Below are 25,288 nucleotides of genomic sequence, written 5' to 3' on the forward strand. Positions count from 1 at the left end.
GAACCGGGAGAAAAAATGGCCATTACCTCACTGACCTTCATCTTCTTTGTCGGCCTCGTCGTCGTCGCCTTCAATCTCGGCGACTCGGCGCGCTATCGGCACGCGGTGCTGGCCGTCGCCAACATCGTCTTCATCGCCAGCCAGGTCGGCACGGCGCTGGCCCTGCTGCCCTTGCTGATCTTCGTTGCCGCCGGTTATCCGGCGGTCCGCTGGCTGCGTCGCGGGCCGCTCTGGGGGCTGGCCCTGTGCCTGGTGCTGACCATTGCCGCCTTCATCGTCCTCAAGCGCTTCGCCTTCCTCGACGGCCGGCTTGAGCTGCCGTTTCCCTATCTGACCATGGGCCTGTCGTATTGCCTGTTTCGCCTGATCCACCTGCTGGTCGACGCCCAGTCCGGCGAGCTGCCGGAGCGGATCAACCCGCTGAGCTATTTCAACTACAACTGCAATTTCCTGTGCTTCGTTTCCGGGCCGATCCAGCGCTATCAGGATTTCGCCGCCAGCGACAGCCAGCCGGTGGCGCTCGACGAGGCGCAGGTATTCCGGTGCTTCGCCCGGGTGATTGGCGGATTCGTCAAGGTGGCGGTGGTATCCGCCGCCCTCAACTACCTGTTCGGTCAGCTTTCGACGTCGGTGCTGTCGGCCGGGGCGCCGGCCGGCGCCAGATTCGCCGCCGATTTCAGCGCGGCGGCGGTGCTCTATACGCTCTACCTGTACTTCAATTTCTCCGGCTACATGGACATCGTCATCGGTATCGGCGGCCTGCTCGGCCAGCGCCTGCCGGAGAACTTCGAGCAGCCCTTCGCCGCGCGCAATTTCCTCGAATTCTGGACGCGCTGGCATATCACCCTCTCCGAATGGTTCAAGACCTACCTGTTCAACCCGCTGCTCAAGGCCCTGGCCGGGCGTTTCCGCTCGGCGTCGGCGATGCCCTGGCTGGGCGTGGTGAGCTTCTTCGTGACCTTTCTGGTGATGGGGCTGTGGCATGGCACCACCGCGGTCTTCGTGGTCTATGGCCTGCTGCTCGGCGGCGGGGCCGGCGCCAACAAGCTGTGGCAACTGAGCATGACCCGCCGCCTCGGCAAAGCCGGCTACCGGGCGCTGGCCGAGCGGGCGGTCTACCGCTATCTGTGCCGCGGCGCCACCTTCGCCTATTTCGCGCTGGCCCTGACCTGCCTGTGGGTCGATCTGGCCCAGCTCGGCGATTTGCTGCGCAGCCTGGGGCTGGCCGGAGTCATCGGCAGTTTTGTCCTGGTCACGCTGGCCGGCGCCCTGGCGATGCTCGCCTGGTCCGTCGTCGGCACCGCCTTGCGGGCCGCCGCCGCCGGGCTGCCGCTGCCGGCTGGCGGTGCCGCCGGCTTGATCGGCCGTAACGTCGCGCTCGCCGCGCAGGTGCTGCTGATCCTGATGGCCTCCTCCTTCTTTCACAAGGCGCCCGAGTTCGTTTACCGGGCCTTCTAGACATGAAATACATCCTGCGCCAGGCCGCTACGCTGACCTTCTTTCTGCTGCTGCTCTACGGCCTGGCCCTCGCTATCGCCAGCGCCGTGCCGGCGATGCGCCAGCCGGGTACCGGCGGCCTCGACACGGCATCGGCCGCCAACTCGCCGTTCATGACCGAGCCGAAGTACGCCTTCCTCAGTCGCAGCCGGCTCGACAATGCCGATGACAAGGTGATCCTGCTCGGTGCCTCGAATATGCTCGCCGGTTTTCGCCCGGCCCGGCTGCAGGGCCTGGTCCCGGCGGCGACGATCCATAACCTGGCGATCGGCGGTGCGAACATCACCGAGGTGAGCCAGATGGTCGATCTGGTGCTCGAAGCGCAGGGCAGCGCGGCGCGCCGCCACAACGTCTTCGTCATCGGCGTCTGGTACGGGCTGTTCGCCGACGACCGGGCCCGCTGGTACACGCCGGATCGCCACCCCGGCGACACCGACCTCGATATCGAACGCTATCGCTATGGTTTCTATCGCCGCACGGCGAGCGGCCCGGTGCCGCTGCTGCCGAGCCAATGGCTGGCGGGCGGCGTCACGCTGATCAAACCTTTCCTGCTCGTCGACCGACTGGCGCGCGACGCCAGCAAGGCGCTGCGGCCGGCCCGCGCCGTTGCCGCGCCGGCCGCTCCGGCGAGCGTCCCCGGCCTGGCCCGGCAGCGCGAATACCTGGCGTTCTGGGATGACTACATGGGCGGTAGCGGCCGGCTCGGCGAGGCGCCATTCGCCACGTTGCAGCAGACCGTCGCCAGCATCCTCGCCGCCGGCGGACGGGTGCTGCTCGTCGATCTGCCGCTGCCGCGCTGGCACGCCGGCGGATCGCCCTACCAGACCAGCTATCGCCAGCACTGGCAGGCGCTGCAACAACGGCTGGACGGCACGGCCGGGGTGTCGTTCTTCAGCCTGCGCGATGCCGACCAGCCGGAAGATTTTTCGGACGAGGTGCATCCCCGGCCGCGCGTCGCCGAACGCTGGGCGGAGCGCCTGGCCGGCAGTCTGAATCAGGTACCGGAACGGCTGGCCAGGCGATGAGTTCGCCATGCCGCCGGTCGCCGGGATCGACCACTATTTTTCAACATGGGTAAGGAGTCTGAAATGGAATCTGGCATCGATGTAGCCAAGATATACGCCAAGCTGACGGAGATCTTCCGCGACGTCTTCGACGACGACAACCTGCAGGTGACGCCGGCGCTGACGGCGGCCGACGTGGACGAGTGGGACAGCCTCAATCACATCCGTCTGGTGGTTTCGGTGGAGCGCGCCTTCGGGCTGAGCTTCTCGGCGGCGCAGGTCGGCCGCCTGAAAAACGTCGGCGAATTCGCCGAGCTGATCGGCGCCAAGCTGTGACCCCGCCGGAAAGCATCGCGATCGCCTGGCACGAGCTGCAAGAGGGGGCCAGCGCCCGCGTCGATTTCGTGGTCAGCGCCGAGGAACTGGCGCTGTTCGCCGCCCTTTCCGGCGATTTCAACCCGCTCCATGTGGACGCCAACTTCGCCCGGTGCAAGGGCTTCACCGGGGCCGTGGTGCATGGCGCCCTGCTCGTCGCCAAGATTTCGCAACTGATCGGCATGCGGCTGCCCGGCCGCGACAGCGTGTGGACCGGCCTGACGCTGCAATTCCATCACCCGCTCTATGTCGGGCAGGACGCCGAGGTCGAAGCGGTGGTCGCCCGCCTGTCGGAAGCGACCGGGATGGTGCTGCTGAAACTCAAGCTGCGGGCCGGCGACACCGTGCTCGCCAAAGGCGAGGCGGAGGTGCTGCTTGTCGGCATCTAAACTGTTTCTCGTCTCCGGCGGCTCGGGCGGCATCGGGGCCGCCACTTGCGAGGCACTGGCGGCCGCCGGCTTTGTCCCGGTGGTTGGCTACCACAGCGCGGCGGCCGCTGCCGAACAGGTCGCCGAGCGGACGGGCGGCATTGCACTGGCACTCGATCTGGCATCGGACGCCTCGATCGACCAGGCGCTGGTTCGCCTGGCCGGCGAGCCAGCCAGTCTGGCCGGGGCCGTGCTGGCCGGTTCGCCACCGCTGGTGCTCGCCCCGTTCGGCAAGATCTTGTCGGACGACCTGCAAGCCCAGTTGCAGGTCAATGTCCTCGGCCCCCAACGCCTGCTCGCCGGGCTGGTCCGTCAGTGCTGGCGCGGCCAGAAAGACGGCGTGGTGATCGGCGTCCTCAGCCAGGCGATGGGCGACGAGTCGGGTCATGCCGCGTCCGGCCTCGGCGCCTATGTCATCGCCAAATACGGGATGGCCGGCCTGCTCGCCGTGCTGGCCGCCGACTATCCCTGGCTGCGGGTCCGCACCGTGCGCCCGGGCTACACCGAAACGCGGATGCTGACGGCTTTCGACGAACGCTTTCTGGCCCTGCAGCGCGACAAACAACCTTTTCAGACGCCGCAGGAAGTGGCGGCACAAATCCTTGCCGAGGTACACCGACGATGAGCCAAAAACTGTATTCAAAGCTGGCGTGGCTTCCCGCGCCCCCCTCCGATTTTGCCGCCCGCTGCCGCATGCTGGCCGGCGGCGAGGCGGATCTCGGGCCGCGGTTGCAGGCCCTGGCCTGCTTCGGGCTGGACGAGAACCAACTTACCCGACTGGCCCGGACCATCGATCAGGCACGCCAGGAAGGCCGTTCCCTGGCGCCGCTCGAGCCGTTCCGGCTGGGCATCGTCAGCAATGCCACCTCGCATTTCCTGGTCCCGGCGCTGGTTGCGACCGCCGCCCGGCACGGCATCGCCCTCGAATGCTTCGAGGCCGGCTTCGACCAGGCGATGCAGGAAGCTCTCGCCGCCGACTCGCCGCTCAACAGCGCCGGACTCGATGCCGTGCTGCTGGCCATCGACTACCGTGGCCTGCCGCTGCGCGTCACGCCCGGCGATGCCGAGGCGGCGCAACGCACGGTGGCCGCCGCCCTCGACCACGTGGACCGGATGCGCGCCGGCTTGCACGCCAACGGCACGACGCTGTGCCTGCTGCAAACCCTGGCCCGCCCGGTCGAAGCGCATTTCGGCAGCCTCGACCTGGTGCTGCCGGGCACCTTGCGCAGCCTGATCGACGCCATCAACCGGGGGCTGGCCGAACGGGTGGCCGGCAGCGCCGATCTGCTCTTCGACGTGGCCGGTCTGGCGGAAACCGTCGGCCTGGCCGACTGGCATGCGCCCACCCTGTGGAACATGGCCAAGCTGCCGTTCGCCAGCGACTTCCTGCCGCTCTACGCCGAGCATGTCTGCCGGCTGATCGCCGCCCTGCGCGGCAAGAGCCGGCGCTGCCTGATCCTCGATCTCGACAATACGGTATGGGGCGGGGTGATCGGCGACGACGGCCTGGAGGGCATCGTCATCGGCCCCGGCGACGCCACCGGCGAGGCCCACCTGGCCGTGCAGCAGACGGCCCTGCGCCTGCGCGAACGCGGCGTGGTGCTCGCCGTGTCGTCGAAGAACAATGACGAGACGGCCCGCCTGCCTTTCCGCCAGCACCCGGAAATGTTGCTGCGCGAAGACCACATCGCCATCTTCCAGGCCAACTGGAACGACAAGGCGACCAACATCAAGGCCATTGCCCAAGCGCTCTCGCTCGGCCTCGAGGCGATGACTTTCCTCGACGACAACCCGGTGGAGCGCGGCCTGGTCCGCCAGCTGCTACCGCAGGTGGCGGTTCCCGAACTGCCCGATGATCCGGCGTTCTATGCCCGCACCCTGCTGGCTGGCGGTTATTTCGAAGCGGTGACCTTTTCCGCCGAGGACCGTCAGCGCGCCGATTTCTACCAGGACAACGCCCGCCGCATCGCGCTGCAGCAGGGGGCGGGCGATGTCGCGGCCTATCTCGCTTCGCTCGATATGGTGCTGACCATCCAGCCCTTCGACGCCACCGGTCGGGCGCGCATCGCCCAGCTGATCGGCAAGTCGAACCAGTTCAACCTGACCACCCGGCGCTACAGCGAGGCCGAGGTGGCGGAACTCGAAGGCGATCCCGACTGCCTGGCCTGGCAGGTGCGGCTGGCCGATGCCTTCGGCGACAACGGCATGATCAGCATCGTCATCTGCCGCCGCTCGGGCGTCGACTGGGCGATCGATACCTGGCTGATGAGCTGCCGGGTTCTCGGTCGCCGGGTCGAAGAGGCGCTCCTTCAGGAACTCCTCAGCGCGGCGCGCCGCCAGGGCATCAAGCGGCTGCTCGGCGGTTACCGGCCGAGCGGGCGCAACCAGCTCGTCGAGGACCACTACGGGAAGCTCGGTTTCGAGCTGCTGGAGCGGCACGCCGACGGCAGTACGGAGTGGGCCCTGAAGGTCGCCGATGGCATGCCGGCCGAACACCTGCCGATGGTCATCCGCTACCTCGGCGTCGAACTGCCCGCTCTCTAGCTTGTGCCGTGCCGCTCGTTCAGCTGGCCTGGCGCATCAGGGCGATGTCCTTGAGCGGCGGCGCGCCGAAGATCCGGCGGTATTCGCGGCTGAACTGCGACGGGCTTTCGTAGCCGACCCGGTGGCTGGCCGAGGCGGCGTCCAGTTGCTCGATCAGCATCAGGCGCCGGGCTTCCTGCAGGCGCAGGGTCTTCTGGTATTGCAGCGGGCTCATCGTCGTCAGCTCCTTGAAATGGTGGTGCAGCGACGACTTGCTCATGCTGACTGCGCCGGCAAGTTCGTCGATGGCCATCGGCTGGGCGTAGCGCTGCTTGATCCACTGGATGGCGCGCGAAATCTGATAACTCTGGCTGCCTTTGATTGCCACGTCGCGCAGGCGGCCGCCCAGTTCGCCGGTCAGCAGGTGATAGAGCAGTTCCTGCTCGATCAGCGGGGCGAGCACCGGAATGGCGGCCGGCGTGGCGAGCAGGCGGACCAGACGGAGTGCGGCATCGACAATCTCGGCGGTCAGGTCGGCGATCGCCAGGCCGCGCGCCAGGCTGGCGGGGGATGCCGGTGCGGCGGCCAGCTTGCTGATCAGCTCGCCGACCCGGCGGGCGTCGAGATCGAGCGCCAGGCCGAGATAGGGGGCGGCGGGCGAGGCCTTGGTGATCTGGGCGAGCAGCGGCAGGTCGACCGAGGTGATCAGGTAGCGCTGCGGGTGGTAATCGTAGGCCTGGTCGGCCAGCACGACCCGCTTTTCGCCCTGGACGAGCAGGCCGAAAGCCGACTTGACCACGGCACAGGCCGGCGTGCTCGGCGAGCTCTGGCGGAAGAAGGTCAGGCCGGGAATCGGCGTCGGATGACTGCCGTCGGCGCCGCAATATCGATCAATGATCGCCGCCAGTTCGCCGCGCTGGCTGGCGAAGTCCACTGCCTGACGGGATGCCGAACTAATCGTGTTCATTCTGGTCCGATCTGAAAATCCAATGCTGTCGAGATTAACGGAATCGCCGGATGGCGACGAGTGGCGAAGGCCGGCGGTGCACGATTAGGCAAGAAACTCGCAGGAAGTTGCTAACGATCGTCGGCCGCCGTCATCCACACTCGCTCATCGACCGCTGGCGGCACAGACCGCCGGCCACCCCAACCCGATCAACGGAGCCTGCCAAATGATTACCCTCAATGTGAATGGCCAGCCGCATCAAGTCGATGTGGCGCCCGATACGCCCCTGCTCTGGGTGCTGCGCGACACCCTGCAGATGACGGGAACCAAATACGGCTGCGGCCAGGCGCTGTGCGGCGCCTGCACCGTGCATCTCGACGGCGCGCCGGCCCGCGCCTGTACGCTGCCGGTCTCGGCGGTGGTCGGGCGCAAGATCACCACCATCGAGGCGGTCGACCGCCAGCGAGTCGGCAAGGCGGTGCAGGACGCCTGGCGCAAGCTGGATGTCGTGCAGTGCGGCTACTGCCAGTCTGGCCAGATCATGAGCGCCGTCGCGCTGCTCAGCGAAAAGCGCAAGCCGACCGATGCCGATATCGACAAGGCGATGGCCGGCAACCTCTGCCGCTGCGCCACCTACGTGCGCGTCCGCGCCGCCATCCACGAAGCCGCCAAGGCGCTGGCCTGAGGAGATCGCCATGTCCGACATCCATATTGAAAACCTCAGCCGCCGCCGTTTCCTGCAAGGGAGCGCCGGCCTGACCCTGGGCTTCTGCCTGCCGTCTATCGCCGCCGCGGCGGCCGGCCCGGCAGCCGCCGCCAGCTTCGAGCCGAACGCCTTCCTGCGCATCGGCGCCGACAACAGCGTCGCCGTCATCTCCAAGCATCTCGAGATGGGGCAGGGCACCTACACCGGCCTGGCGACCATCCTCGCCGACGAGCTCGATGCCGATTGGCAACAGGTCCGCGTCGAAGGCGCGCCGGCCGATGCCAAGCGCTACAACAACGTCTTCTGGGGGCCGGCGCAGGGCACCGGCGGCAGTACGGCGATGGCCAATTCCTGGGAACAGATGCGCCAGGCCGGCGCCACCGGACGGGCCATGCTGGTTTCTGCCGCCGCCAAGCGCTGGCAGGTCGGCACCGCCGATATCGCCGTGCGCGACGGCGTGCTCAGCCATGCCGCCAGCGGCCGCCGGGCGAGCTTCGGCGAACTGGCCGCCGAGGCCGCCAACGAGGCCGTGCCGGGCGCGGTCAAGCTGAAAGACCCGAAGGATTTCCGCCTGATCGGCAAGCAGGCCAAGCGCAAGGACAGCGCCGCCAAGACCGACGGCAGCGCGCAATTCACCCAGGACGTCTTCCTGCCCGGCATGCTGGTCGCCGTCGTCGCCCATCCGCCGCTGTTCGGCGCCCGGGTCAAATCCTTCGATGCCAGCCAGGCCAAGGCGATCAAGGGCGTCGTCGAGGTCGTGCAGATCCCGCAGGGGGTGGCGGTGCTCGCCGCCGATACCTGGAGCGCCAAGAAAGGCCGCGATGCGCTGACGGTGATCTGGGACGAAAGCGCCGCCTTCAAGCTGGGCAGCGACGAAATCCTGGCCCGCTACAAGGAGCTGGCCAAGACGCCGGGGCTGGTCGCCAAGCAGACCGGCAACACCAGCCAGGCCTTTGCCGGGGCAGCCAAGGTGGTCAGCGCGGCCTTCGATTTCCCTTACCTTGCGCATGCCGCGATGGAGCCGTTGAACTGCGTCGTCCGCCTCAATGCCGACGGTTGCGAAGTGTGGAACGGCGAGCAGTTCCAGACCGTCGACCAGGGCCGGGTGGCGCAGGTGTTCGGCCTCCAGCCGGCGCAGGTCAAGCTGAACATGCTGTACGCCGGCGGCAGCTTCGGGCGGCGGGCCTGTACCCAGTCCGACTACGTGCTGGAAGCGGCGCACATCGTCAAGGCCATCAACGGCCGGGCGCCGGTCAAGCTGGTCTGGCTGCGCGAGGACGACATGCGCGGCGGCTACTACCGGCCGCTCTTCCATCACGCGCTGCAGGCGGCGCTCGACGCCAACGGCAAGCTGGTCGGCTGGACGCACCGGTTGGTCGGGCAGTCGATCCTAACCGGCTCGCCGTTCGAGAAAATGATGGTCAAGGACGGCATCGATCATGTCTCGGTCGAGGGCGCTTCGAACCTGCCCTACGCCATTCCCAACCTGACCGTCGACCTGCACACCCCGAGCGATATCGGCGTGCCGGTGCTGTGGTGGCGCTCGGTCGGTTCGTCGCACACGGCTTACTCGACCGAGGTCTTCCTCGACGAAGTGGCAGCGGCGATGGGCAAGGATCCGCTGGCCCTGCGCCTCGACCTGCTCGGCGAGCATCCGCGCCACGCCGGCGTACTCAAGCTGGCCGCCGCCAAGGCCGGCTGGGGCAAGCCGCTCAAGGCGACGGCCGGGGTCCGGCGCGGGCGCGGCATCGCGGTGCATGAATCCTTCAATTCCTACGTCGCCCAGGTGGCCGAGGTGAGCGTCCGGAAAGACGGTTCGGTCAAGGTCGACCGCGTCGTCTGCGCGGTCGATTGCGGCACGGCGATCAATCCCGACAACATCCGGTCGCAGGTCGAAGGCGCCGTCGGCTTCGCCCTGAGCGCGGCGCTGAGCGGCGAAATCACGCTCAAGGCCGGGCGCGTCGAGCAGGGCAATTTCGACGGCTACCCGCTGCTGCGCATCGGCGAAATGCCGGTGGTCGAGGTGCATATCGTGCCGTCCACCGCCGCCCCGACCGGCATCGGCGAACCGGGCGTGCCGCCGTTGGCGCCTGCCGTGGCCAATGCCATTGCGGCGGCGACCGGCAAGCACCTGCACCGGATGCCGTTCAATCCGGCGGAACTGGTGGCCTGAGATGGACAGCCAGGACACTCAGGTCCTCGCCGCCGCCCGGCGCTGGGCGGCGGCCGGCCACCGTTTCACGCTGGTCACCGTGGCCCGCACCTGGGGTTCCGCCCCGCGCCCGCCGGGCGCCTGGATGGCGCTGCGTGACGACGGGCAAGTGCAGGGGTCGGTTTCCGGCGGCTGCATCGAGACCGACCTGATCGACCGCCTGCTGGCCGGCGATTTCACTGCCTCGGTGCCCTTCGTCGTGAGCTATGGCGTGACCCAGGAAGAGGCCCGCCGCTACGGTCTGCCCTGCGGCGGCCGCATGGAACTGCTGATCGAACCGGCGCCGGATCTGGCATCGCTGGATCTGCTCGGCGAGCGCCTCGCGGCCGGCCAGCTGGTCCGCCGCAGCGTCGTCGTCGGCCAGCCGGGGGCGAGCATCGGCGCCGGCTCGGCCGGCGATGCCCTGAGCTGGGATGGCCGGACGCTGACAACGCTGCACGGCCCGGCCTGGCGCCTGCTGATCGTCGGTGCCGGGCAGATTTCGAGCTATCTGGCGCAGATGGCGCAGTCCCTCGATTACCACGTCTACATCTGCGATCCGCGCAGCGAATACGCCGCCGAATGGAATGTCCCGGGCACCACCCTGGTGCCGGGCATGCCGGACGATGCGGTGATCGCCCTGGGCCTTGATCCGCACAGCGCCGTGGTGGCGCTGACCCACGATCCCAAGCTCGACGACATGGTCCTGCTCGAAGCGCTGAAGTCGCCGGCCTTCTACGTTGGTGCGCTGGGTTCGCGGATCAACAACGAGCGGCGGCGTGAGCGCTTGCTGCAATATTTCGACCTGTCGCGGGCCGAAGTCGATCGCCTGCATGGCCCGGTCGGTCTGCCGATCGGCAGCCGGACGCCGCCGGAAATCGCCATCTCGATTCTCGCCGAGATGACCGCCGTCAAGAACGGCGTCCGGCCAGCCGATGGCTTGCTCCCCGCGCAAGCCTCGGCGACGGTCGGCTGCGGCGTCGGCTGAATCGTGCCGGGCGAGATCGTCGGCATCCTGCTCGCCGCCGGGCGGGGCAGCCGCTTCGGGAGCGACAAGCTGCGCCATCGGCTGGCCGACGGAACGCCGTTGGCGGTGGCGGCGGCCCGTCATTTTCACCCGGCCTGCGAGCGCCGGCTGGCCGTCCTGCATCCGGGCAGCGAGGGGTTGGCCGACCTGCTCGCCGCCGAAGGATATGAAACAGTGATTTGCCCGGATGCCGATGCCGGCATGGGCCACAGCCTGGCGGCCGGCGTCCGGGCCAGCCCCGAAGCGGCCGGTTGGCTGGTGGCGCTGGCCGACATGCCTTTCATCCTGCCGAGCAGCCATCAAACCGTCGCCGCCCGCCTGCGCGCCGGCGCCAGCCTGGCGGCCAGCGAATTCAACGGCCGGCGCGGGCACCCGGTCGGCTTTGCCCGGGAGTGGCTCGCTCAACTAGCGGCGCTGACCGGCGACCAGGGCGGAAAAACGATCCTGCAAGCCCATCGCGAAAGACTGCAGCTTTGCCCGGTCGCCGACCCCGGCGTGCTGCGCGATATCGACCGGCCTGACGATCTGGAATAGGCCGGACTGGCGTGTTAGCCAGCGTGAGGTGCCCAATGAAAACTTGGCCTTATTCGCTCATCGATGGAGGCGTGATGTGACCATCACGTTGTCTGCGTATGTACGGATACAACACAAGACGGCCTTTGCTGTCAGCTCCTACTCTGGCAATGATTGTTCCTTCGGTACCGTTTATGGCATCGGGGCCGCAGCTTGAGAACCGGTATTTCATGGCAATTTTGTCGCCTTGGTGAACCCTTGCGTCAGATGTCTTTAGAACCTGCATAACCGTAACGGTAACCATTGCCGTCGCTGTTTTTGTTTCTTCATTTATCTCTGACAAGGAGACTTTCGCAATCAAATCCGCATCAGGTTGCGGATTGGGAATAGCCTCAAAGAAAAGCGTGTCCCCCAAGTCTCGACAGGCATGAGCTTGCAGAGGTAGCAGCAGGAAGTAAAAAACCAATGCAATGAGGTAGCGCATGTGTTTCTCCAAAAATTCGGTAATGCGTGAAAACCTCTAGCAGGCTGAGGTTGTAAATCATCGAACGGAAAATCGCAGCTTTTGACGGTCCTGTGGATTGGAGTGTTAAAGGTGGAGTGTTGGCCCTCATTTGCATTGGCACCCATGTTCATTGCAATGCATCGTTATATGACATTGCGGGGAGCTATGGTCACAGATGCAGCCTCTAGTCGATATTTGGACGATGGCAGGAATTCGTTTCTCTGAATTATTCCAACATTTTGATTCAGTCCCGATGTCGAATAGATAAATCTCAAATAGATAATTACCCCAGTTACTAATTTCGCTGGCCTCACTGGAAAATACTGAATAGCTGATGCTCGGGCTGCCAATGTTCTGTTGTGTTAAGAATTCTCTAATTCTGATTGCGCGTTGCTCGGCCAGTTGAAGATTGGACTGTCCACTGCTTTTCGTGGATGTGTCCCCAAACGCCTTGATCGTAATCGAGTCTATAAATAGCCGGTCTTGGTAGAAGAGAGCCGAATATATAAGGCGAATTAACGAAATTTTGGCGGAGTTTATTAGGGAACTGCTGCCTTTGGTAAAGCAGATTTCGGCGCTTCCATGTGACCGTATTGGACTATTAGCACTCACCTTAGAAAACAGGGAAAGGCATATAAATACAAGCAGTAGCGATTTGGTGAAACGCATACCTTTGGGCCTCTAATGTGCAGCTTGAGCCGACGCCGGAGTACACACCGCGTAGGGAACCCAAAAGCGTAACTTTTGGGTGGTTGCCTCGAAGCGTTTGCTAGGCGCCGTGGCTGCGAAAATATGGAACATAAAATGGCATGCCTATTACGGCCAGCACGACGATTGTGGTGAAAAGCGATGAAGAAAATTGTTTTTCTTGATACATCCCGAAGCGCACGAAATAAAGAAAAGCCAGCAGCGGTGTAATAAGGAAAAAAGCGGGTTCAGATGACAGATAGAGGGGCTTGGTTTCCGCAGACCAGAGCGATGACGTGAGGGCAGCACCCCAACAGATAGGAAGAGATAGGAAGACACATACTCCCTGAGGCGTGTTTCCCCAATGGCCCCAGCGATACCAATTTTCCAATTTCTCAAAGCATTTCACTAATTGCCATGCCAACGTGTAGCTAACCCGACGCCCGTCAGGGCGGTCGGGTTGAGTAGTGTTAGAGGTGGTGAGTTGATGTTTGGGTGTCGGTTTCACTTGGAGCCTCTATGAAAAAGCCAATGAGCCAGTAAGACAAAACCGTCAAGATTGTTGCGCCGATTGTGGCGATCAGTAGGCCGATAAAAGGCCCTGCAAAAATGAATGCACCTCCAATTGCTGATGAAGGAAAGGCAAGCCAATTCAGCCAACTTGGCAAATGAGAGCCAAGGAGTTCTGTTCCAATCAGATATCCAAAGGTCGCAGCTATTGCTATATTGAGCCGGTTCTTTTTAGTCATTGGGGAAAGCCCCTTACGTTTGAATTCGCCGGACTTGCACGGTTTTATGCGCAAGGTCCGGTGGAGTGATGGGTAGCCACGTTTTGACTATAAGGAATCTTCGTCCCATAGCGACAACGCTCTCTTTCTGTAACGAATGACAGATTCCCAATACTTCCGTCGCTCCTTCTTTTCATTTTCTGATTTAGTTGGGTCAGACATAAGCGAGAAGAGATCGGGATCAAAATGTGGGGCAAGACCTTTGTGGCATGTATGACAAAGGGTAATTAAATTCGAGTCTTCAGTCACTCCGCCTGCTTGCCACGGCCGCACATGATGCACATGGAGTTCAACATCAACATAATCGGCGGCACTCCGGCCACATACGCGACAGCGATATTTATCGCGCTTGAGAATTTTCATCCGATGTTTTGGGGTGGGTGCTCTGCTCAAACTGCCGGAAGGAAGGCTCGTAATGTCGACATAGCCGTATTCCCCAACACGGGCAACGGGAGTTGGCTTCAACCATTCAGAAATTACCGAATGCGCCACATTGACCTCAACAACCCCGTGGCCGCCCACCAAGAAGAACAGACCCATATCGTCGGGGGTATCCACGACAGCGGCACTTTCTCCAATTTCCCGCCATAGGCGAACACACCGATCAGCATGAACTATTGATGCCTTGCGAATCTCTCTTTTTGGAGTGTCATCTGTGTAGCCGACCCAACCAGAGAAACATGAGTATTGAAATCGTTCCTCTTCGGAACTAGCCAACGTAATTGCATAATAGTCCAACGACGGATTCGGCTCCGTCGCCAGCAATCTGTCGATTCGCTCGGCAATAGTGCTCATGTGGCTAACTAGAAGACGCTGGCTGAGTGCCGTATACCCTGGAAAACGATGTGGTCTGGATGGTAGGCAGGAGCTTCATTTCGAGATATTTCAGACAATATTTTCTGAGGATAGATGGCAGTCATACGCGGCACCGTTAAATAACGGTGGGATTTTGCCCGCAATCCAACCAATTGTCATTTGGTGATTTTTTCTATCTCAATGGTTGCTATGTGTAACTTTACCGAAGGTCCGCATCTGGCAGTCAACTGCCAGATGCCCGATATTGGCGGCGAGATGGTTTTTCCGAAAACCATCACTAAATCCAGTCTTTAAATATATTGAACCCGGACTTATTTTTTCCACTTCGCCCATGGGTCTGAATCGTGACTAACAGAGGCTCTTGCATTATTCGACACACGCTTATCGGTTTTGAAGCGGTGGTCTGTATCTTGATCTCGCAGAGCCGCTTTTTTGGCCCGCTTTTCGCGCAATCGCTCGGCGTCTTCCAGACTCAATTCAGCCGGCTCACCCGGGGTTTGGCCCGGTGGGATAATGCGATCTCTGGGCGGCAATTCAAATTGCTCGTCAGATGCTCGAGGCAAGCTCTTGAATTGATATAAATAAAATGCTTCGACTTTTTCGCGTGCCCAATCCGTCTTTTTAAGGAATTTGACACTGGAATCAATGCTCGAATTTTTATTAAAACAATTGATATTTAAATAGGCGAATAGAATTTCAAAACCGTAGTGGTCGACTATTTCGGTTATCAATTGTTTCAAACCAATGCCGTGCAGAGGATTGTTATTATAATTTATATCGGTTTCCATGGAAGTTCCCAAACAAGTAGCAGATTATTCATTATACCTGTCGCTGCATGACGCATGCAGCAATAGTCATTGCACGATTATTATCAATTCGATTGGTGTATTACATGCTTCATTGATCGGCTACTTGAAATCGATGTGGAGAGGGCTGCTTCTCGCCGGATGAGGACGTAGCGCGAACGACGGAGTTGCCGACCAGGATGAAGCCCTGTTCATATCCGACTCTCGAAGAGTTGTTCCAGGTGGCGGGCCGCCGAAAGTACTTCGCCGGGACCGAATCGGGAGGTCAGCTCGGCATCGGGGAGGAACGGTAGCTGCTCTCGAACCTCGATCAATCCGGCAGTGGCCAAACTCCGTGGCAATGGCGTAACCGCTATGCCGGCGACGACCGCATGACGCAAGGCAGTGAAACTACTCCCGACAAAGGCGGCCCGCCATGGGACGCCGGCGCCAGCCAGGGCTGCGATTGCCGCCATCCGGAACACGCAGCCTTCATGGAATACGGCCAGCGGCAAGGGGCGCTGATCGATCGCATTGCTCCCTTCGCCGGCAAACCAAACCAGCGGCTCTCGCCGCAGGATGCGCCAGTCGGTTGTTTCGTCGGTCTCGGTGCGATTTGCCACCCGCTTGACGATTGCCAGATCGAGTTCGCCGGCATCCACCAACGCCGCCAAACGTAGCGAGAGATCGCAACGCACGGACAGTTCTACCCGCGGGCAAGCCTTGGAGAAATCGGTCAGCACCTGAGGAAAGATGCTTTCCATGAGCTCCTCGGGCAAACCGAGGCGCAGTTTCCCTGCCAGGCTCGGCTTGTTGAAGCAGTTATAGGCCTCGTCGTTGAGGCGCAGGATTCGCCGCCCATAGTCGATCAGCACTTGCCCCTCCGCGGTCGGGCCGGCGACGCGCCCTTGCGAGCGGTTGAGCAAAGCCTGCCCGACGGTTTCCTCCAAGCGCTTGATCTGCAGACTGACTGCCGACTGCGTGCGTCCCAACTGGGTTGCTGCCGTAGAAAAGCTTCCACTGTCGGCAATCGCGACCAGCGTCCGCAGGAGGTCGATGTCCAAATTGCGCTTCGCTATTTGCATGAACAATCCATCATTTCGTTTCGATATGACTTTGTTTGAAATATCAATTTTCAAAATATTCAACCATTCCATAAGCTGGCGTCAACACCTCCAACCGACAGGGTAAAAACATGACGGCCGGCACTATTTCAGCAAGCACACCAACGGTAAGCGCACTGCGTATTGCCGTGATCGGCACAACTTTCAGCTTTGTCTGGAGTTCGGCCTTCATCGCCGGGAAGATCGGCATGGCATCGTCGGGTCCGCTGACCTTGTTGAGCCTGCGCTTTCTGTTGGCCGGCGCCATCCTGACTGTCCTGGGGCGTTGGCTCGGTCCCAAGGTGCCCCTGGTTTTGAGGGACCGCCAAGCGCTACTGACGGCCTTGGCGGCCGGCTTGCTGACCAATGCGGTTTATCTCGGGCTGACCTATACCGGGATGCAGACCGTCCCCGCCGGTTTGACGGCAATTCTTGTCAGCACCAATCCATTGCTGACTTCGAGTCTGGCCTCGGCATGGCTGAAAGAGACTTTTGGCTGGCGCGGAGTCCTTGGCTTGGCGGCAGGCTTTGTCGGAGTGATCTGGATCATGGGCGGGCGAGCTACGTCGGTGCCGGCCGATGCAGCAGGGGTGATCCTGATCCTGGTCGGTACGATTGCCCTGGCGGCATCGACCTTGCTCAACCGGCGCGTGGTTGGCCGTCTCGACCCGTGGAATATCGCGCTAATCCAATTGCCGGCCAGCGGTCTCGCCTTGCTGCCGATCGCTTGGTGGCATGAAGGTCTGGCAATCAGCCCGAATGCGGCCTTCTTCGGAAGCTTGCTCTACCAGGCCACCATTGTTTCCATCGGCACTACGCTCATGCTGCTTTGGCTGGTTCGCCATGGCGGGACCGCCCGGGCGAGTAGTTTTCACTTGCTCAACCCGGTCTTCGGAACCTTGCTGGCCGTCGGATTGCTGGGCGAGGCGATACCGGCAACCGACCTGTTTGGCATGGTGCCAATCGTCGCCGGTTTGGCGCTGGTATTGCGGCCGGGGCGGTGATCTCGCCGTCCCGGCGCGCATCGTGCGGCCAAGGTCGGCTCCCCGGCCGAAAAGCCCATCAAAATGCGTCTATCGCCAGACCTTCAGGGGTTGGCATCCGTGGCGTCCTCGGCATCTCCGAGGCGGGCATTCAGTGTCGGGTTTTGCAGCCAGTTGGATATGTCGTAGGCAATTTCGTAGCTCAGGCGATCCGATATGCCGCATCCGGTCCAGGCACGAAACGACTTTCGCACGGCAATGAAACTGCCGATTTCATGATCGTTGTCGACCAGCGAGCCGGTTACCGTCAGCCACTTGAAGCCTGAGTACAGCCCGCCGCCGAGCAGGCGGGAGTTCACAATCGTTAACAGCAGTTTCTTGCCGCCGGCAGTGCCGATATCGTCGGTCACCTGGTAGACGTTCCCGAAGGTCATCCCGGTCAGGTAGTTTGGCAGTTCGGTATTCCACGGGCAGGATTTCTTGATCTCCTGATCGATGGTGTCGTCCCGCAGCGTGTTGATCGTTTCGGCGATCTTGATGCCCGGCTTCGGCTCTTCCAGCCAGCCGGCAATGCTGTCCCCCAGGCCTTCGCCAAGGCGAATGGCTTGCTTGCACTTGTGCAGATTGCCGGAATACCGGTCGTCGCGAAAACCGAAGTCGCCGAGGGGTTTGCCGTTTTCGTCGAGCAGCGTTCCCGTTACCTCGATCCAGCTTGGCGCCGCCTTTTCGCCGGTGCCTACGGTCGGGCCGAGTCGCCCGGTCAGTATCAGTTTTTGGCCCTGGGCTTCCATCGGTTTGGGCGTGATGATCACCCGGTTGCCGCTGCTCTTGGCCAGATACTCGACAAGACGGGCGTCCCAAGGGCACTCCGGGCCGGGCGAGGCGCTCCCGTCGGCGGCCGGGGCGGCGTAGGGAATGGTCGATGCGACGTAGATGCTTGGCGCCGGGCCGGCATTGGCGAACGAGGCGGAGAGCAGGAGTAGCGATAGGACGAATGTTTTCAGAAGCATGGGAAATGGATTGGTTATAGGTAATAGCTGCGGTGGTTATCGGGTGGAAGAGCGTTTACCGTAGTCGGAGCAGGCCCCGGCTCGATGCCGGCCGGGCGGATCATGGTCGGCAATCGATGATGCCAAAGCGGGCGCCACCCGATTACGGCTTCGCAGTTTAGATTAAGACAGGTAAAGACCAATCGCATTACTGAACTTGGCTGGCATTTCGGGCTTCCCTGCGTGCTCGATCACCTGGATCGCTCTGCCGCACGGCAAGGCCTGGAAATCGAAACCCGCGAGCGGTCAATGATCGAATCCCCGGCAAAACGAAATGACAGCTAGGGCGGAGGTGGCTGGCGGCTGCCTCCGCTTCCGGCTACAGCCAGCCTTCCACCTTGCTCCGTGTCGGCACGCCGCCGGCGTGTACCACCGTGCCATCGATCACCACGCCGGGTGTGGACATCACGCCATAGGCCATGATGGCCGGCAGATCCTCGATTTTTTCGAGGCTGATCGCGACGCCCTTTTCCCTGGCGACGGCTTCGACCAGGGCAATGGTGTTACGACAGTTGGCACAGCCGGTGCCAAGAACCTTAATGCTTTTCATGGTGCTTCCTTTCATTGAATTGGCGAGTGCGAAGGGCTTGCCTCACAACAGCCAGTTGAAGACATAACCGACGAGCATGATGCCGGCCGCCACGACACCGGCAAACGTGGCGATCAAGGTCGGCTTGAGCGCCTTGCGCAGGATGATCATTTCCGGTGCCGAGAGGGCGATCACCGCCATCATGAAGGCGAGCACCGTGCCCAGCGCGGCCCCCTTGCCGATCAGCGCCTCGACAATCGGGATGATGCCGGCGGCGTTGGTGTACATCGGGACGCCGAGCACGACGGCGGCCGGCACCGCCCACCAGACATCACGGCCCATGAAGGAGGCCATGAAATCTTCCGGCACAAAGCCGTGAATGCCGGCCCCGAGGGCAATGCCGAGCAGGATGTAAGGCCAGACCTTGCCGACGATTTCCCGGACATGGTTGCGGCCGGCCTGAAAGCGCTGCAGCCAGGAAAACTTCTCGTCAACCGGATGGGCCGTCTGCCCGGCGAGGATTTTCTGCACCCAGTCTTCAAGAAAGCGTTCCATCTTCAGCTTGCCGATGACCAGGCCGGCAACGATGGCGATCAGCAGGCCCATGCCGAGATAGAGAGCGGCGACCTGCCAGCCGAACATGCCGAACAGCAGCACCAGCGCGACTTCATTGACCATCGGCGCCGAAATCAGGAAAGAGAAGGTCACGCCGAGCGGCACGCCGGCCGACAGGAAGCCGATGAACAGCGGCACGGCCGAGCAGGAGCAAAAAGGAGTAACGATGCCCAGACTGGCCGCCAGCACGTTGCCGACTCCTTCGCGCTTGCCGGAGAGCAGGGCGCGGGTGCGTTCCGGCGCAAAGAAGGTCTGGATGATGCCCATGACGAAGACGATGCCGGTCAGCAACAACAGTACCTTCGGCGTGTCGTACAGAAAGAAATGCATGGCTTCACCGAAATGCGTCTGGCGTGACAGCCCAAACAGGCCGACCAGCCATTCGGCGAAATCGGAAAGCTGGCTGTAGGCAATGAACCAGGCGACGGTAGCAACGGAAATGCCAATCAACCATTGGATCAATTTGCGGCGATCAGCCATTTCGATGGGAACTGCGCTCATGGGTTTTCTCCGGGCTTCAACGTGAAAATTTGCGGTCTATCGATGCTTCATGCCAAAGGAGACGAAGCTCGCTCGAAAAAGACGCACATTGGTAGCGCTAGGTTAAACATCCTCAACCCGGCCGCCGCGCCAAACCCGTGGCGATGAATGGTGGCGGCAAATTGTTCGAAAACCGCCATGGGCGGGGCGCTAAAATGCGGCAATGCCAAAATCCCTGGCCGTAGCAACGCCCGAGCTAAAGCCTTGGCGTGCTGCCGCCGGACTGATGGGCGGTTTGGCTGGCGCCGACAGGGTGTTTCACGGCTGGCGATCGATGCTTGCCCCATCCACTGGAGAGACGAATGTTATTCCTTGCCCGCGTTGCATCTGCTCTGTTGATGACTGGTCTCCTGCACACCTTCGCACTGGCTCGTGACGAAGCGCCGCAGCGGCAACTCCAAACGCTCGTCCCGTTTGTCTCTGAGGAAGGCGGGGAGCGATTGGCTCGGGCGACAGCGAAAAAAGACTTCGCGGCGCTAGCCAATCAGTTTGAAGCCCAGGCGACGATCGCATTCTGCGGCCCGACATCGGCGGCCATCGTGCTGAATGCCTTGCACCCGCAGGGAAACGAGGCGCCACGCGATCGCAGCAGGCTGCTGCCGGAGGATGCCCGGTATCTGCCGAAAACCCTGGAATTGACTGTTCCCCGGCATACCCAGGAAAGCGTTATCGCGGCGGGCAAAAAAACGCGGGCGCAAGTCTTTGGCGAACCGGCCAGGATCAACGACAAAGCCGTGCGCGATGGCGGCTACCAGTTGCGCCAGCTTGATGAAATGCTCCAGGCCCACAATGTCGCCACCCGTCTGGTGATCGTCAATGCAGGTGTCGCAGAAGCCGATATTCGCCAGGATCTTATCGACAACCTGAGCCGGGCCGGTGATTTCGTAATCGTCAATTATCAGCGCGAAGCGATTGGTCAAGCCGGTGGCGGGCATATCTCGCCGCTTGGGGCCTACGACGCGGCAACGGATTCGGTACTGATCTTGGATGTGAATCCCAGCCGTTATCCCTGGGTTTGGATGCCCCTGGCGACCCTGCTCAAAGGGATGCGAACCAGGGACGTGGTCGAGAATCGGGGTTACATTCTGGTTCAATCCCGTTGATCTTCATTTTGGCAACCGTCGGCGGCCATCAACCGCCCAAGGTGGCACCTTAGCCAGGACCAGTGCGTGAGCTTCTTCTCGACCGTCGTCAAATTTCTTGCCTTACCCTTTGCGCTCGCCAGTTACCGCAATGACCTGCGGCGCACGCTGCTGGCGCTGAGCGCCGATGGCGCCCTGATGCTGCTGGTGCTGGTCGGCGCCATGCTTGTCACCGTCCTGCCCAATCTGCCGGCCTTCGATGTCGTGACCGACTATCGCCCGAAGATACCGTTGCGTATCTATACGGCCGATGGCGCGCTGCTTGGGGAATTCGGCGAGGAACACCGGGACTTCACGCCGATCAAGGAGATTCCCCCGGTCCTCAAGGATGCTCTGCTGGCGATCGAGGATTCGCGCTTCTACGAGCACGGCGGCGTCGATTACCGCGGGGTTGCGCGGGCGCTGGCGGCCGATCTGACCGGCGGTTTTCGGCAGGGCGCCTCGACGATTACGATGCAGGTGGCGCGCACTTTCTTCCTCTCGCAGGAAAAAACCGTCAAACGCAAATTGGCCGAGGTGGTGCTGGCCTACCGCATCGAATCGGCTTTGAGCAAGGACCAGATCCTCGAGCTCTACATGAACCAGATCTACCTCGGCCAGCGCACGCACGGCTTTGCCAGCGCCGCCCGCACCTATTTCAACAAGCCCCTCGCCGAGCTGACCCTGGCCGAAGCGGCCATGCTGGCCGGCATCCCGCAAAACCCGGCCAAGCACAATCCGGCGGTCAATCCGGTACGCGCCAAGGCCCGCCAGGAACTCGTCTTGAAGCGCATGTTGCACCTCGGGAAGATCACCCAGGTGCAACATGACGAGGCCGTCGGCGAGCCACTCAAGATCGGCCGCAGCCTGCAGTTCGACGCCCATGCCGACCATGTCGCCGAACTGGTGCGCCAGGAGCTCTATGCGCAATACAAGGGCGAGGCTTATACCCAGGGTTTCAATGTCTATACCACGCTCGACAAGGCCGAGCAGAACGCCGCCTACGACTCGGTCCGGCGCAATGTGCTGGCCTACGACCAACGCCACGGTTACCGCGGGCCGGAAGGTTTTGGCGAGCTGCCGGACAATGCGGACGAGCAGGAGGATGCCATCGACCAGATCCTGGCCAGGCATCCCGGCAGCGACAACCTGATTGCGGCCGTCGTCACCGAAGTCTCCGCCAAGCGCGTGCGCGCCGAACCGGCCTCCGGCGACACGCTGGAAATCAAGGGCGACGGGCTGCGTTTTGCCGCCCGTGCCCTGCAGCCGAGCGCCAAACTGGATCTCAGGATACGCGTCGGTTCGGTGATCCGCGCCAGCCAGGACGCCAAGGGCCGGTGGTCGATCGTGCAGATGCCGGAAGTCGATGCCGCCTTCGTCGCCTTGAACGCTGAGGATGGTTCTTATCGGGCCATGGTCGGTGGCTTCGACTTCTCCCGCAATCAGTTCAACCATGTCACCAGCGCCTGGCGCCAGCCGGGATCGAGCATCAAGCCCTTCGTTTATTCGGCGGCGCTGGAAAAGGGTTTCTCGCCGGCCACCCTGATGAACGATGCGCCGCTCTCGCTGCCCGGCGGCGAAGGCGGCCAGGCCTGGGAACCGCGCAATGACGACGGCTTTGACGGCCCGATCAGCCTGCGTCAGGCCCTGGCCCGCTCGAAGAACGTCATCGCGGTCCGCCTGCTGCAAGCCATCTCGCCGCAATACGCCCGCGACTATCTGCAACGCTTCGGTTTCGATGCCGCCAAACATCCGGCCAACCTGACCATGGTGCTCGGTAGCGGCTCGGTCACCCCGCTGCAGATGGCCGGCGCCTACGCGGTGTTCGCCAACGGCGGGTTCAGGGTCACCCCCCGGCTGATCCAGAAAATCACCGATGCCCGCGGCAACGTGCTGTGGGAGGCACCGGCGCCGCCGCCCAGGCAGGAAGAGCAACGGGCCATCGACCCACGCAACGCCTTCATCATCGACAGCATGCTGCGCGAGGTGGTCAGAAGCGGCACCGGCGCTCAGGCGAGCCAGCGCCTCGGACGCAACGACCTGGCCGGCAAGACCGGCACCACCAGCGACGCGGTCGATGGCTGGTTTGCCGGCTATTCCGGGAATGTCGTAGCGGTTTCGTGGATGGGCTACGACCAGCCCAAATCGCTCGGTGGCCGGGAATTCGGCGCGACCCTGGCCTTGCCGATCTGGATTGACTACATGCGCCAGGCCTTGTCTGGCAAGCCGCCCAACGAAAGAAAGCCGCCACCGGGTGTCTCCTACGTCGATGGCGACTGGCTCTACGATGAATTCAAGGGCGATGACGGGGTCAAGGCCGTGGACGTTGAGGAGTCGCCGCTCAAATCCATCTTCGACGCCATACGGAAGGTGTTTACCGACTGAAGCAGGAAAGCTTCAGTCGCCGTCTGGGCGCCGGCGCAGGGGGCGAGCGAAGCGCCGGTCGGTCTTGGAAGTGCTCAGCCGTCAAGGCTTGGGAATCTGCGTGATAGCCGATGCGTGCAAGTTGGCCAAATGCGTGGAATCGGGCTGCAATTTGTTTCTACCTGCCGTTCGGCCTTGAGACGTCGCGAACGGCAGCTTTCCTTTTCGGCGAGTGCGTACTCCGTGCCCTTTGCCGACATTGGCCAGTTATGAAAGCGGACGTTCAGGAACGCCAAGGATAACCGGCGCCGGAGCGCGAAGCGCGTAGGGCACCAACGCTCGCCATCAAAATCGCGAAGCGATGGCCAGTGTTGGCGTCCGCGTTGAACCGACAGTTAGGCTGGGGCGCGAAGGCAGGGTAGAACAAGTTCACTCCGAGTGCCTAAGGTTCGAGTGTCCTCAAAAGTCAAGCAAGCCGGCTACCTTGATAAAAGGCTGTACATAAATGTACAATCCCAACGCATCGATGTCTTCCAGGCTGACTCACTCTCTTCACGCTCCCATGCCCATTGATCGAATGCCGACTGGCTTGCGTTTAAATCACATTTCTTTGCCAGTTCGTTTGCGACTATTTCATCCTTGCCTAGATGTAGATATAAGAAGAATGGATTGTGCGGTTGTCGCGAGGCAAGGATAGCTGCTGCGTCCTTGAATTGAACGCCCTGCAAGCCGATTTTTTGCGCAAACAATATAGCGATTCCCACGAGATGCGTTCGGTAGCCAAGGGGTGTAAAGGCAGCCTCCCAAACTAAGGCGTCTGGTGTATACCATGCCCTAACCTCCGGATCTAAGGTCGCTGCTGGCAATTCGGATGTTACGGCAAGTTTCTCTGCGATATTTGTCAACCATAGCCAGTCACTAGAACCTACCAAGCAAGTATTGCTGACATCGTTGGTACAGGATTTGTAGCCTTGATATATTGGATTGGTTGGTGATGGGATTAGGACCATATTTGACCGTAGGAACTGTAGAAACCGACTGAAGTTCACGGCGTCACCCTGTGCTATGAAGTAGCCGATCGCGCCTTTGAGTTGATCGCCTGAGAAGGGGTTTTGAGCGGTTGAGCCGACTAGGTGAGGTGAGCGCCAGAACCGCCCACCACCATCCTGCGCAGCCTTCACCGTCTCACACCCGAGGGGAAGTCCGCTTAGGCACAAGAGTCCATTGAAGATCAGTGCGTCCCCATCGTCTAGTTGTCCGTCGGCCAGTCGCTTCGTAGGAAATGAAAAATTCGCTCCAAAAGGATAGAGTGCACCCGCAGCCGAAAATTGTTGTGCGAGTTGCTTGGCCGACTCGGGGTTCGCGCTTATGCCAGAGGGTTGGGGAGCGAACGCGCGGAGATTGAAGAAGTAGTTTTCGAAGTCCAGCGTTTGCCAAGAGATATGCAGGCAGAGCGCACGAGGCCAACGAGGGGACGAGCAGTATTGGCCCTGAAGCCTGCCGCGCTGTAAAAGGTTTGCCAGCCTTGGGTCTGATTTGGTTAGCGCTGCGAGTTCTTTTCCGGACTTTCCATCTGAACCAGAAGTCCGATTCAACGCCATATTTACAGCATCATGTAGTAGTCCTTCGAGCAAACGTTCGAGGCCAAGAAGCTTTGCTAATTCCCCACTAAAACTGCAAACAGAATTTGTAGAAAGTACCTGTGTGGTTGCATCGAAAATAGGATTTGCAGGTACTGCAAAATCAAAATCAAGTTTGCATTGAAAGGATTCTCCTCCGGCATTTTTGAGAGTTCCGTCAACATGAATCGACAATCCTAGATTCGGCGAGCCGGGCATGACGTTGACGAATTGTCCCCGATTCAGTTTCAGAGTCAGATCGGGGGAACTCGAGTTGCCCTCAAGCACCGCATTTCGAATCTGATCTTCAATAGTTTCCAATGGAATTCGAACTGTGATCTGCGCAGGAGTTGTGCGCATATCGATTTCATACTGACCTGGTGAGTAAGCATTAACAAGATTATTTGATTGCCCAAAACATATTGCTGATAGTGTCAGCGAAACGGCCAAGACTGCAGTTCTCCTTAGAATGTGAAGCATGATTTTCATCCTCCAAACAAAGGCTGAACAATTTCAACTTCGAATCTGCACTCAACTTCTCCATAATCTCCTGCAAGACCTGCTTTTACGCCAC

Annotated in this window: 25 protein-coding genes; 13 read left to right on the forward strand and 12 right to left on the reverse strand. The window is 61.4% G+C overall.

The window, feature by feature from the left end; translation table 11 throughout:
* The first annotated feature begins 15 nt into the window (after window positions 1–15).
* The 6 genes from ACLIKD_RS20965 (at window position 16) to ACLIKD_RS20990 (ending at window position 5,848) form a co-directional block, all read left to right on the forward strand.
* Window positions 16–1,458, forward strand: a complete 1,443-nt coding sequence (locus ACLIKD_RS20965; protein ID WP_428826564.1) for an MBOAT family O-acyltransferase — start codon at window positions 16–18, stop codon at window positions 1,456–1,458.
* 2 nt (window positions 1,459–1,460) lie between these two features.
* Window positions 1,461–2,522 (forward strand): hypothetical protein, encoded by a 1,062-nt coding sequence (locus ACLIKD_RS20970; protein ID WP_428826565.1) that lies wholly within the window; start codon window positions 1,461–1,463, stop codon window positions 2,520–2,522.
* A 63-nt stretch (window positions 2,523–2,585) separates the two neighbouring features.
* Window positions 2,586–2,837: an acyl carrier protein gene (locus tag ACLIKD_RS20975; protein WP_428826566.1), complete on the forward strand. Its 252-nt coding sequence runs from the start codon at window positions 2,586–2,588 to the stop codon at window positions 2,835–2,837.
* Entirely contained in the window at window positions 2,834–3,265 is a 432-nt protein-coding gene (locus ACLIKD_RS20980) for a MaoC/PaaZ C-terminal domain-containing protein (RefSeq protein ID WP_428826567.1), read from the forward strand. The genes ACLIKD_RS20975 and ACLIKD_RS20980 overlap by 4 nt, the downstream gene beginning before the upstream one ends.
* Window positions 3,252–3,929 (forward strand): SDR family NAD(P)-dependent oxidoreductase, encoded by a 678-nt coding sequence (locus tag ACLIKD_RS20985; protein WP_428826568.1) that lies wholly within the window; start codon window positions 3,252–3,254, stop codon window positions 3,927–3,929. Before ACLIKD_RS20980 ends, ACLIKD_RS20985 begins: the two co-directional genes overlap by 14 nt.
* Window positions 3,926–5,848 (forward strand): HAD-IIIC family phosphatase, encoded by a 1,923-nt coding sequence (locus tag ACLIKD_RS20990; protein ID WP_428826569.1) that lies wholly within the window; start codon window positions 3,926–3,928, stop codon window positions 5,846–5,848. The genes ACLIKD_RS20985 and ACLIKD_RS20990 overlap by 4 nt, the downstream gene beginning before the upstream one ends.
* A 19-nt stretch (window positions 5,849–5,867) precedes the next feature.
* Here the strand turns inward: ACLIKD_RS20990 and ACLIKD_RS20995 are convergent, their stop codons facing one another.
* The gene (locus ACLIKD_RS20995) at window positions 5,868–6,794 is read right to left on the reverse strand and encodes an AraC family transcriptional regulator N-terminal domain-containing protein (RefSeq protein WP_428826570.1); all 927 of its coding nucleotides are present in this window, start codon (window positions 6,792–6,794) and stop codon (window positions 5,868–5,870) included.
* A gap of 205 nt (window positions 6,795–6,999) precedes the next feature.
* On the opposite strand from ACLIKD_RS20995, the gene ACLIKD_RS21000 reads away from it, so the two are divergent.
* Genes ACLIKD_RS21000 through ACLIKD_RS21015 form a run of 4 tightly spaced genes read left to right on the forward strand, consistent with a single transcriptional unit; the run spans window position 7,000 to window position 11,231 of the window.
* A complete protein-coding gene (locus tag ACLIKD_RS21000; RefSeq protein WP_226418211.1) occupies window positions 7,000–7,458 on the forward strand; it encodes a (2Fe-2S)-binding protein in 459 nt (152 codons plus the stop codon).
* A 10-nt stretch (window positions 7,459–7,468) separates the two neighbouring features.
* Window positions 7,469–9,652, forward strand: a complete 2,184-nt coding sequence (locus ACLIKD_RS21005; protein WP_428826571.1) for a molybdopterin cofactor-binding domain-containing protein — start codon at window positions 7,469–7,471, stop codon at window positions 9,650–9,652.
* Window position 9,653: 1 nt separating this feature from the next.
* Window positions 9,654–10,658, forward strand: coding sequence for an XdhC family protein (locus tag ACLIKD_RS21010; protein ID WP_428826572.1), 1,005 nt, complete (start codon window positions 9,654–9,656; stop codon window positions 10,656–10,658).
* A 3-nt stretch (window positions 10,659–10,661) separates the two neighbouring features.
* Entirely contained in the window at window positions 10,662–11,231 is a 570-nt protein-coding gene (locus ACLIKD_RS21015; RefSeq protein ID WP_428826573.1) for a nucleotidyltransferase family protein, read from the forward strand.
* A gap of 49 nt (window positions 11,232–11,280) precedes the next feature.
* On the opposite strand, the gene ACLIKD_RS21020 is transcribed toward ACLIKD_RS21015, so the two are convergent.
* The 7 genes from ACLIKD_RS21020 to ACLIKD_RS21050 form a co-directional block, all read right to left on the reverse strand.
* On the reverse strand, window positions 11,281–11,694 hold the full coding sequence (locus ACLIKD_RS21020; RefSeq protein WP_428826574.1) for a hypothetical protein: 414 nt from the start codon (window positions 11,692–11,694) through the stop codon (window positions 11,281–11,283).
* 126 nt (window positions 11,695–11,820) lie between these two features.
* Window positions 11,821–12,384 (reverse strand): OmpA family protein, encoded by a 564-nt coding sequence (locus ACLIKD_RS21025; RefSeq protein ID WP_428826575.1) that lies wholly within the window; start codon window positions 12,382–12,384, stop codon window positions 11,821–11,823.
* 100 nt (window positions 12,385–12,484) lie between these two features.
* Entirely contained in the window at window positions 12,485–12,910 is a 426-nt protein-coding gene (locus ACLIKD_RS21030) for a hypothetical protein (protein WP_428826576.1), read from the reverse strand.
* Window positions 12,873–13,151: a hypothetical protein gene (locus ACLIKD_RS21035; protein ID WP_428826577.1), complete on the reverse strand. Its 279-nt coding sequence runs from the start codon at window positions 13,149–13,151 to the stop codon at window positions 12,873–12,875. Before ACLIKD_RS21035 ends, ACLIKD_RS21030 begins: the two co-directional genes overlap by 38 nt.
* Before the next feature lie 87 nt (window positions 13,152–13,238).
* Window positions 13,239–13,985, reverse strand: a complete 747-nt coding sequence (locus ACLIKD_RS21040; protein WP_428826578.1) for an HNH endonuclease — start codon at window positions 13,983–13,985, stop codon at window positions 13,239–13,241.
* Window positions 13,986–14,317: 332 nt separating this feature from the next.
* Window positions 14,318–14,794, reverse strand: a complete 477-nt coding sequence (locus tag ACLIKD_RS21045; protein WP_428826579.1) for a VF530 family DNA-binding protein — start codon at window positions 14,792–14,794, stop codon at window positions 14,318–14,320.
* Window positions 14,795–15,003: 209 nt separating this feature from the next.
* A complete protein-coding gene (locus ACLIKD_RS21050) occupies window positions 15,004–15,948 on the reverse strand; it encodes a LysR substrate-binding domain-containing protein (RefSeq protein WP_428826580.1) in 945 nt (314 codons plus the stop codon).
* Between the two features lie 38 nt (window positions 15,949–15,986).
* Between ACLIKD_RS21050 and ACLIKD_RS21055 the strand changes: the two genes are divergently transcribed.
* The gene (locus ACLIKD_RS21055; protein WP_428826581.1) at window positions 15,987–16,898 is read left to right on the forward strand and encodes a DMT family transporter; all 912 of its coding nucleotides are present in this window, start codon (window positions 15,987–15,989) and stop codon (window positions 16,896–16,898) included.
* A gap of 83 nt (window positions 16,899–16,981) precedes the next feature.
* Here ACLIKD_RS21055 and ACLIKD_RS21060 read toward each other — a convergent pair whose 3' ends face one another.
* The 3 genes from ACLIKD_RS21060 to ACLIKD_RS21070 form a co-directional block, all read right to left on the reverse strand.
* On the reverse strand, window positions 16,982–17,887 hold the full coding sequence (locus ACLIKD_RS21060; RefSeq protein WP_428826582.1) for a hypothetical protein: 906 nt from the start codon (window positions 17,885–17,887) through the stop codon (window positions 16,982–16,984).
* Window positions 17,888–18,245: 358 nt separating this feature from the next.
* Window positions 18,246–18,476 (reverse strand): thioredoxin family protein, encoded by a 231-nt coding sequence (locus ACLIKD_RS21065; RefSeq protein ID WP_226418218.1) that lies wholly within the window; start codon window positions 18,474–18,476, stop codon window positions 18,246–18,248.
* A 42-nt stretch (window positions 18,477–18,518) separates the two neighbouring features.
* Entirely contained in the window at window positions 18,519–19,571 is a 1,053-nt protein-coding gene (locus ACLIKD_RS21070) for a permease (protein WP_428826583.1), read from the reverse strand.
* 341 nt (window positions 19,572–19,912) lie between these two features.
* Here ACLIKD_RS21070 and ACLIKD_RS21075 point away from each other — a divergent pair, with 341 nt between their 5' ends.
* A complete protein-coding gene (locus tag ACLIKD_RS21075) occupies window positions 19,913–20,713 on the forward strand; it encodes a phytochelatin synthase family protein (RefSeq protein ID WP_428826584.1) in 801 nt (266 codons plus the stop codon).
* 66 nt (window positions 20,714–20,779) lie between these two features.
* Complete coding sequence (locus ACLIKD_RS21080; RefSeq protein ID WP_428826585.1) at window positions 20,780–23,116, forward strand: penicillin-binding protein 1A; 2,337 nt, start codon at window positions 20,780–20,782, stop codon at window positions 23,114–23,116.
* 458 nt (window positions 23,117–23,574) lie between these two features.
* Here the strand turns inward: ACLIKD_RS21080 and ACLIKD_RS21085 are convergent, their stop codons facing one another.
* Window positions 23,575–25,164: a hypothetical protein gene (locus ACLIKD_RS21085; protein ID WP_428826586.1), complete on the reverse strand. Its 1,590-nt coding sequence runs from the start codon at window positions 25,162–25,164 to the stop codon at window positions 23,575–23,577.
* Between the last annotated feature and the right edge of the window lie 124 nt (window positions 25,165–25,288).

Origin of the sequence: Azonexus sp. IMCC34842, from assembly GCF_050368855.1 — a bacterium.
GTDB classification, from domain to species: Bacteria; Pseudomonadota; Gammaproteobacteria; order Burkholderiales; family Rhodocyclaceae; genus Azonexus; species Azonexus denitrificans_A.

What these genes read in the sequence shown, in the direction of transcription:
- ACLIKD_RS21010 (WP_428826572.1), top strand. Translation starts at nt 9,654, where the DNA reads ATGGACAGCCAGGACACTCAGGTCCTCGCCGCCGCCCGGCGCTGGGCG.
- ACLIKD_RS21005 (WP_428826571.1), top strand. Translation starts at nt 7,469, where the DNA reads ATGTCCGACATCCATATTGAAAACCTCAGCCGCCGCCGTTTCCTGCAA.
- ACLIKD_RS20970 (WP_428826565.1), top strand. Translation starts at nt 1,461, where the DNA reads ATGAAATACATCCTGCGCCAGGCCGCTACGCTGACCTTCTTTCTGCTG.
- ACLIKD_RS20965 (WP_428826564.1), top strand. Translation starts at nt 16, where the DNA reads ATGGCCATTACCTCACTGACCTTCATCTTCTTTGTCGGCCTCGTCGTC.
- ACLIKD_RS21000 (WP_226418211.1), top strand. Translation starts at nt 7,000, where the DNA reads ATGATTACCCTCAATGTGAATGGCCAGCCGCATCAAGTCGATGTGGCG.
- ACLIKD_RS20990 (WP_428826569.1), top strand. Translation starts at nt 3,926, where the DNA reads ATGAGCCAAAAACTGTATTCAAAGCTGGCGTGGCTTCCCGCGCCCCCC.
- ACLIKD_RS21060 (WP_428826582.1), bottom strand. Translation starts at nt 17,887, where the DNA reads ATGCTTCTGAAAACATTCGTCCTATCGCTACTCCTGCTCTCCGCCTCG.
- ACLIKD_RS20995 (WP_428826570.1), bottom strand. Translation starts at nt 6,794, where the DNA reads ATGAACACGATTAGTTCGGCATCCCGTCAGGCAGTGGACTTCGCCAGC.
- ACLIKD_RS21035 (WP_428826577.1), bottom strand. Translation starts at nt 13,151, where the DNA reads ATGACTAAAAAGAACCGGCTCAATATAGCAATAGCTGCGACCTTTGGA.
- ACLIKD_RS21075 (WP_428826584.1), top strand. Translation starts at nt 19,913, where the DNA reads ATGTTATTCCTTGCCCGCGTTGCATCTGCTCTGTTGATGACTGGTCTC.
- ACLIKD_RS21040 (WP_428826578.1), bottom strand. Translation starts at nt 13,985, where the DNA reads ATGAGCACTATTGCCGAGCGAATCGACAGATTGCTGGCGACGGAGCCG.
- ACLIKD_RS20975 (WP_428826566.1), top strand. Translation starts at nt 2,586, where the DNA reads ATGGAATCTGGCATCGATGTAGCCAAGATATACGCCAAGCTGACGGAG.
- ACLIKD_RS21050 (WP_428826580.1), bottom strand. Translation starts at nt 15,948, where the DNA reads ATGGAATGGTTGAATATTTTGAAAATTGATATTTCAAACAAAGTCATA.
- ACLIKD_RS21055 (WP_428826581.1), top strand. Translation starts at nt 15,987, where the DNA reads ATGACGGCCGGCACTATTTCAGCAAGCACACCAACGGTAAGCGCACTG.
- ACLIKD_RS21045 (WP_428826579.1), bottom strand. Translation starts at nt 14,794, where the DNA reads ATGGAAACCGATATAAATTATAATAACAATCCTCTGCACGGCATTGGT.
- ACLIKD_RS21025 (WP_428826575.1), bottom strand. Translation starts at nt 12,384, where the DNA reads ATGCGTTTCACCAAATCGCTACTGCTTGTATTTATATGCCTTTCCCTG.
- ACLIKD_RS21065 (WP_226418218.1), bottom strand. Translation starts at nt 18,476, where the DNA reads ATGAAAAGCATTAAGGTTCTTGGCACCGGCTGTGCCAACTGTCGTAAC.
- ACLIKD_RS21070 (WP_428826583.1), bottom strand. Translation starts at nt 19,571, where the DNA reads ATGAGCGCAGTTCCCATCGAAATGGCTGATCGCCGCAAATTGATCCAA.
- ACLIKD_RS21020 (WP_428826574.1), bottom strand. Translation starts at nt 11,694, where the DNA reads ATGCGCTACCTCATTGCATTGGTTTTTTACTTCCTGCTGCTACCTCTG.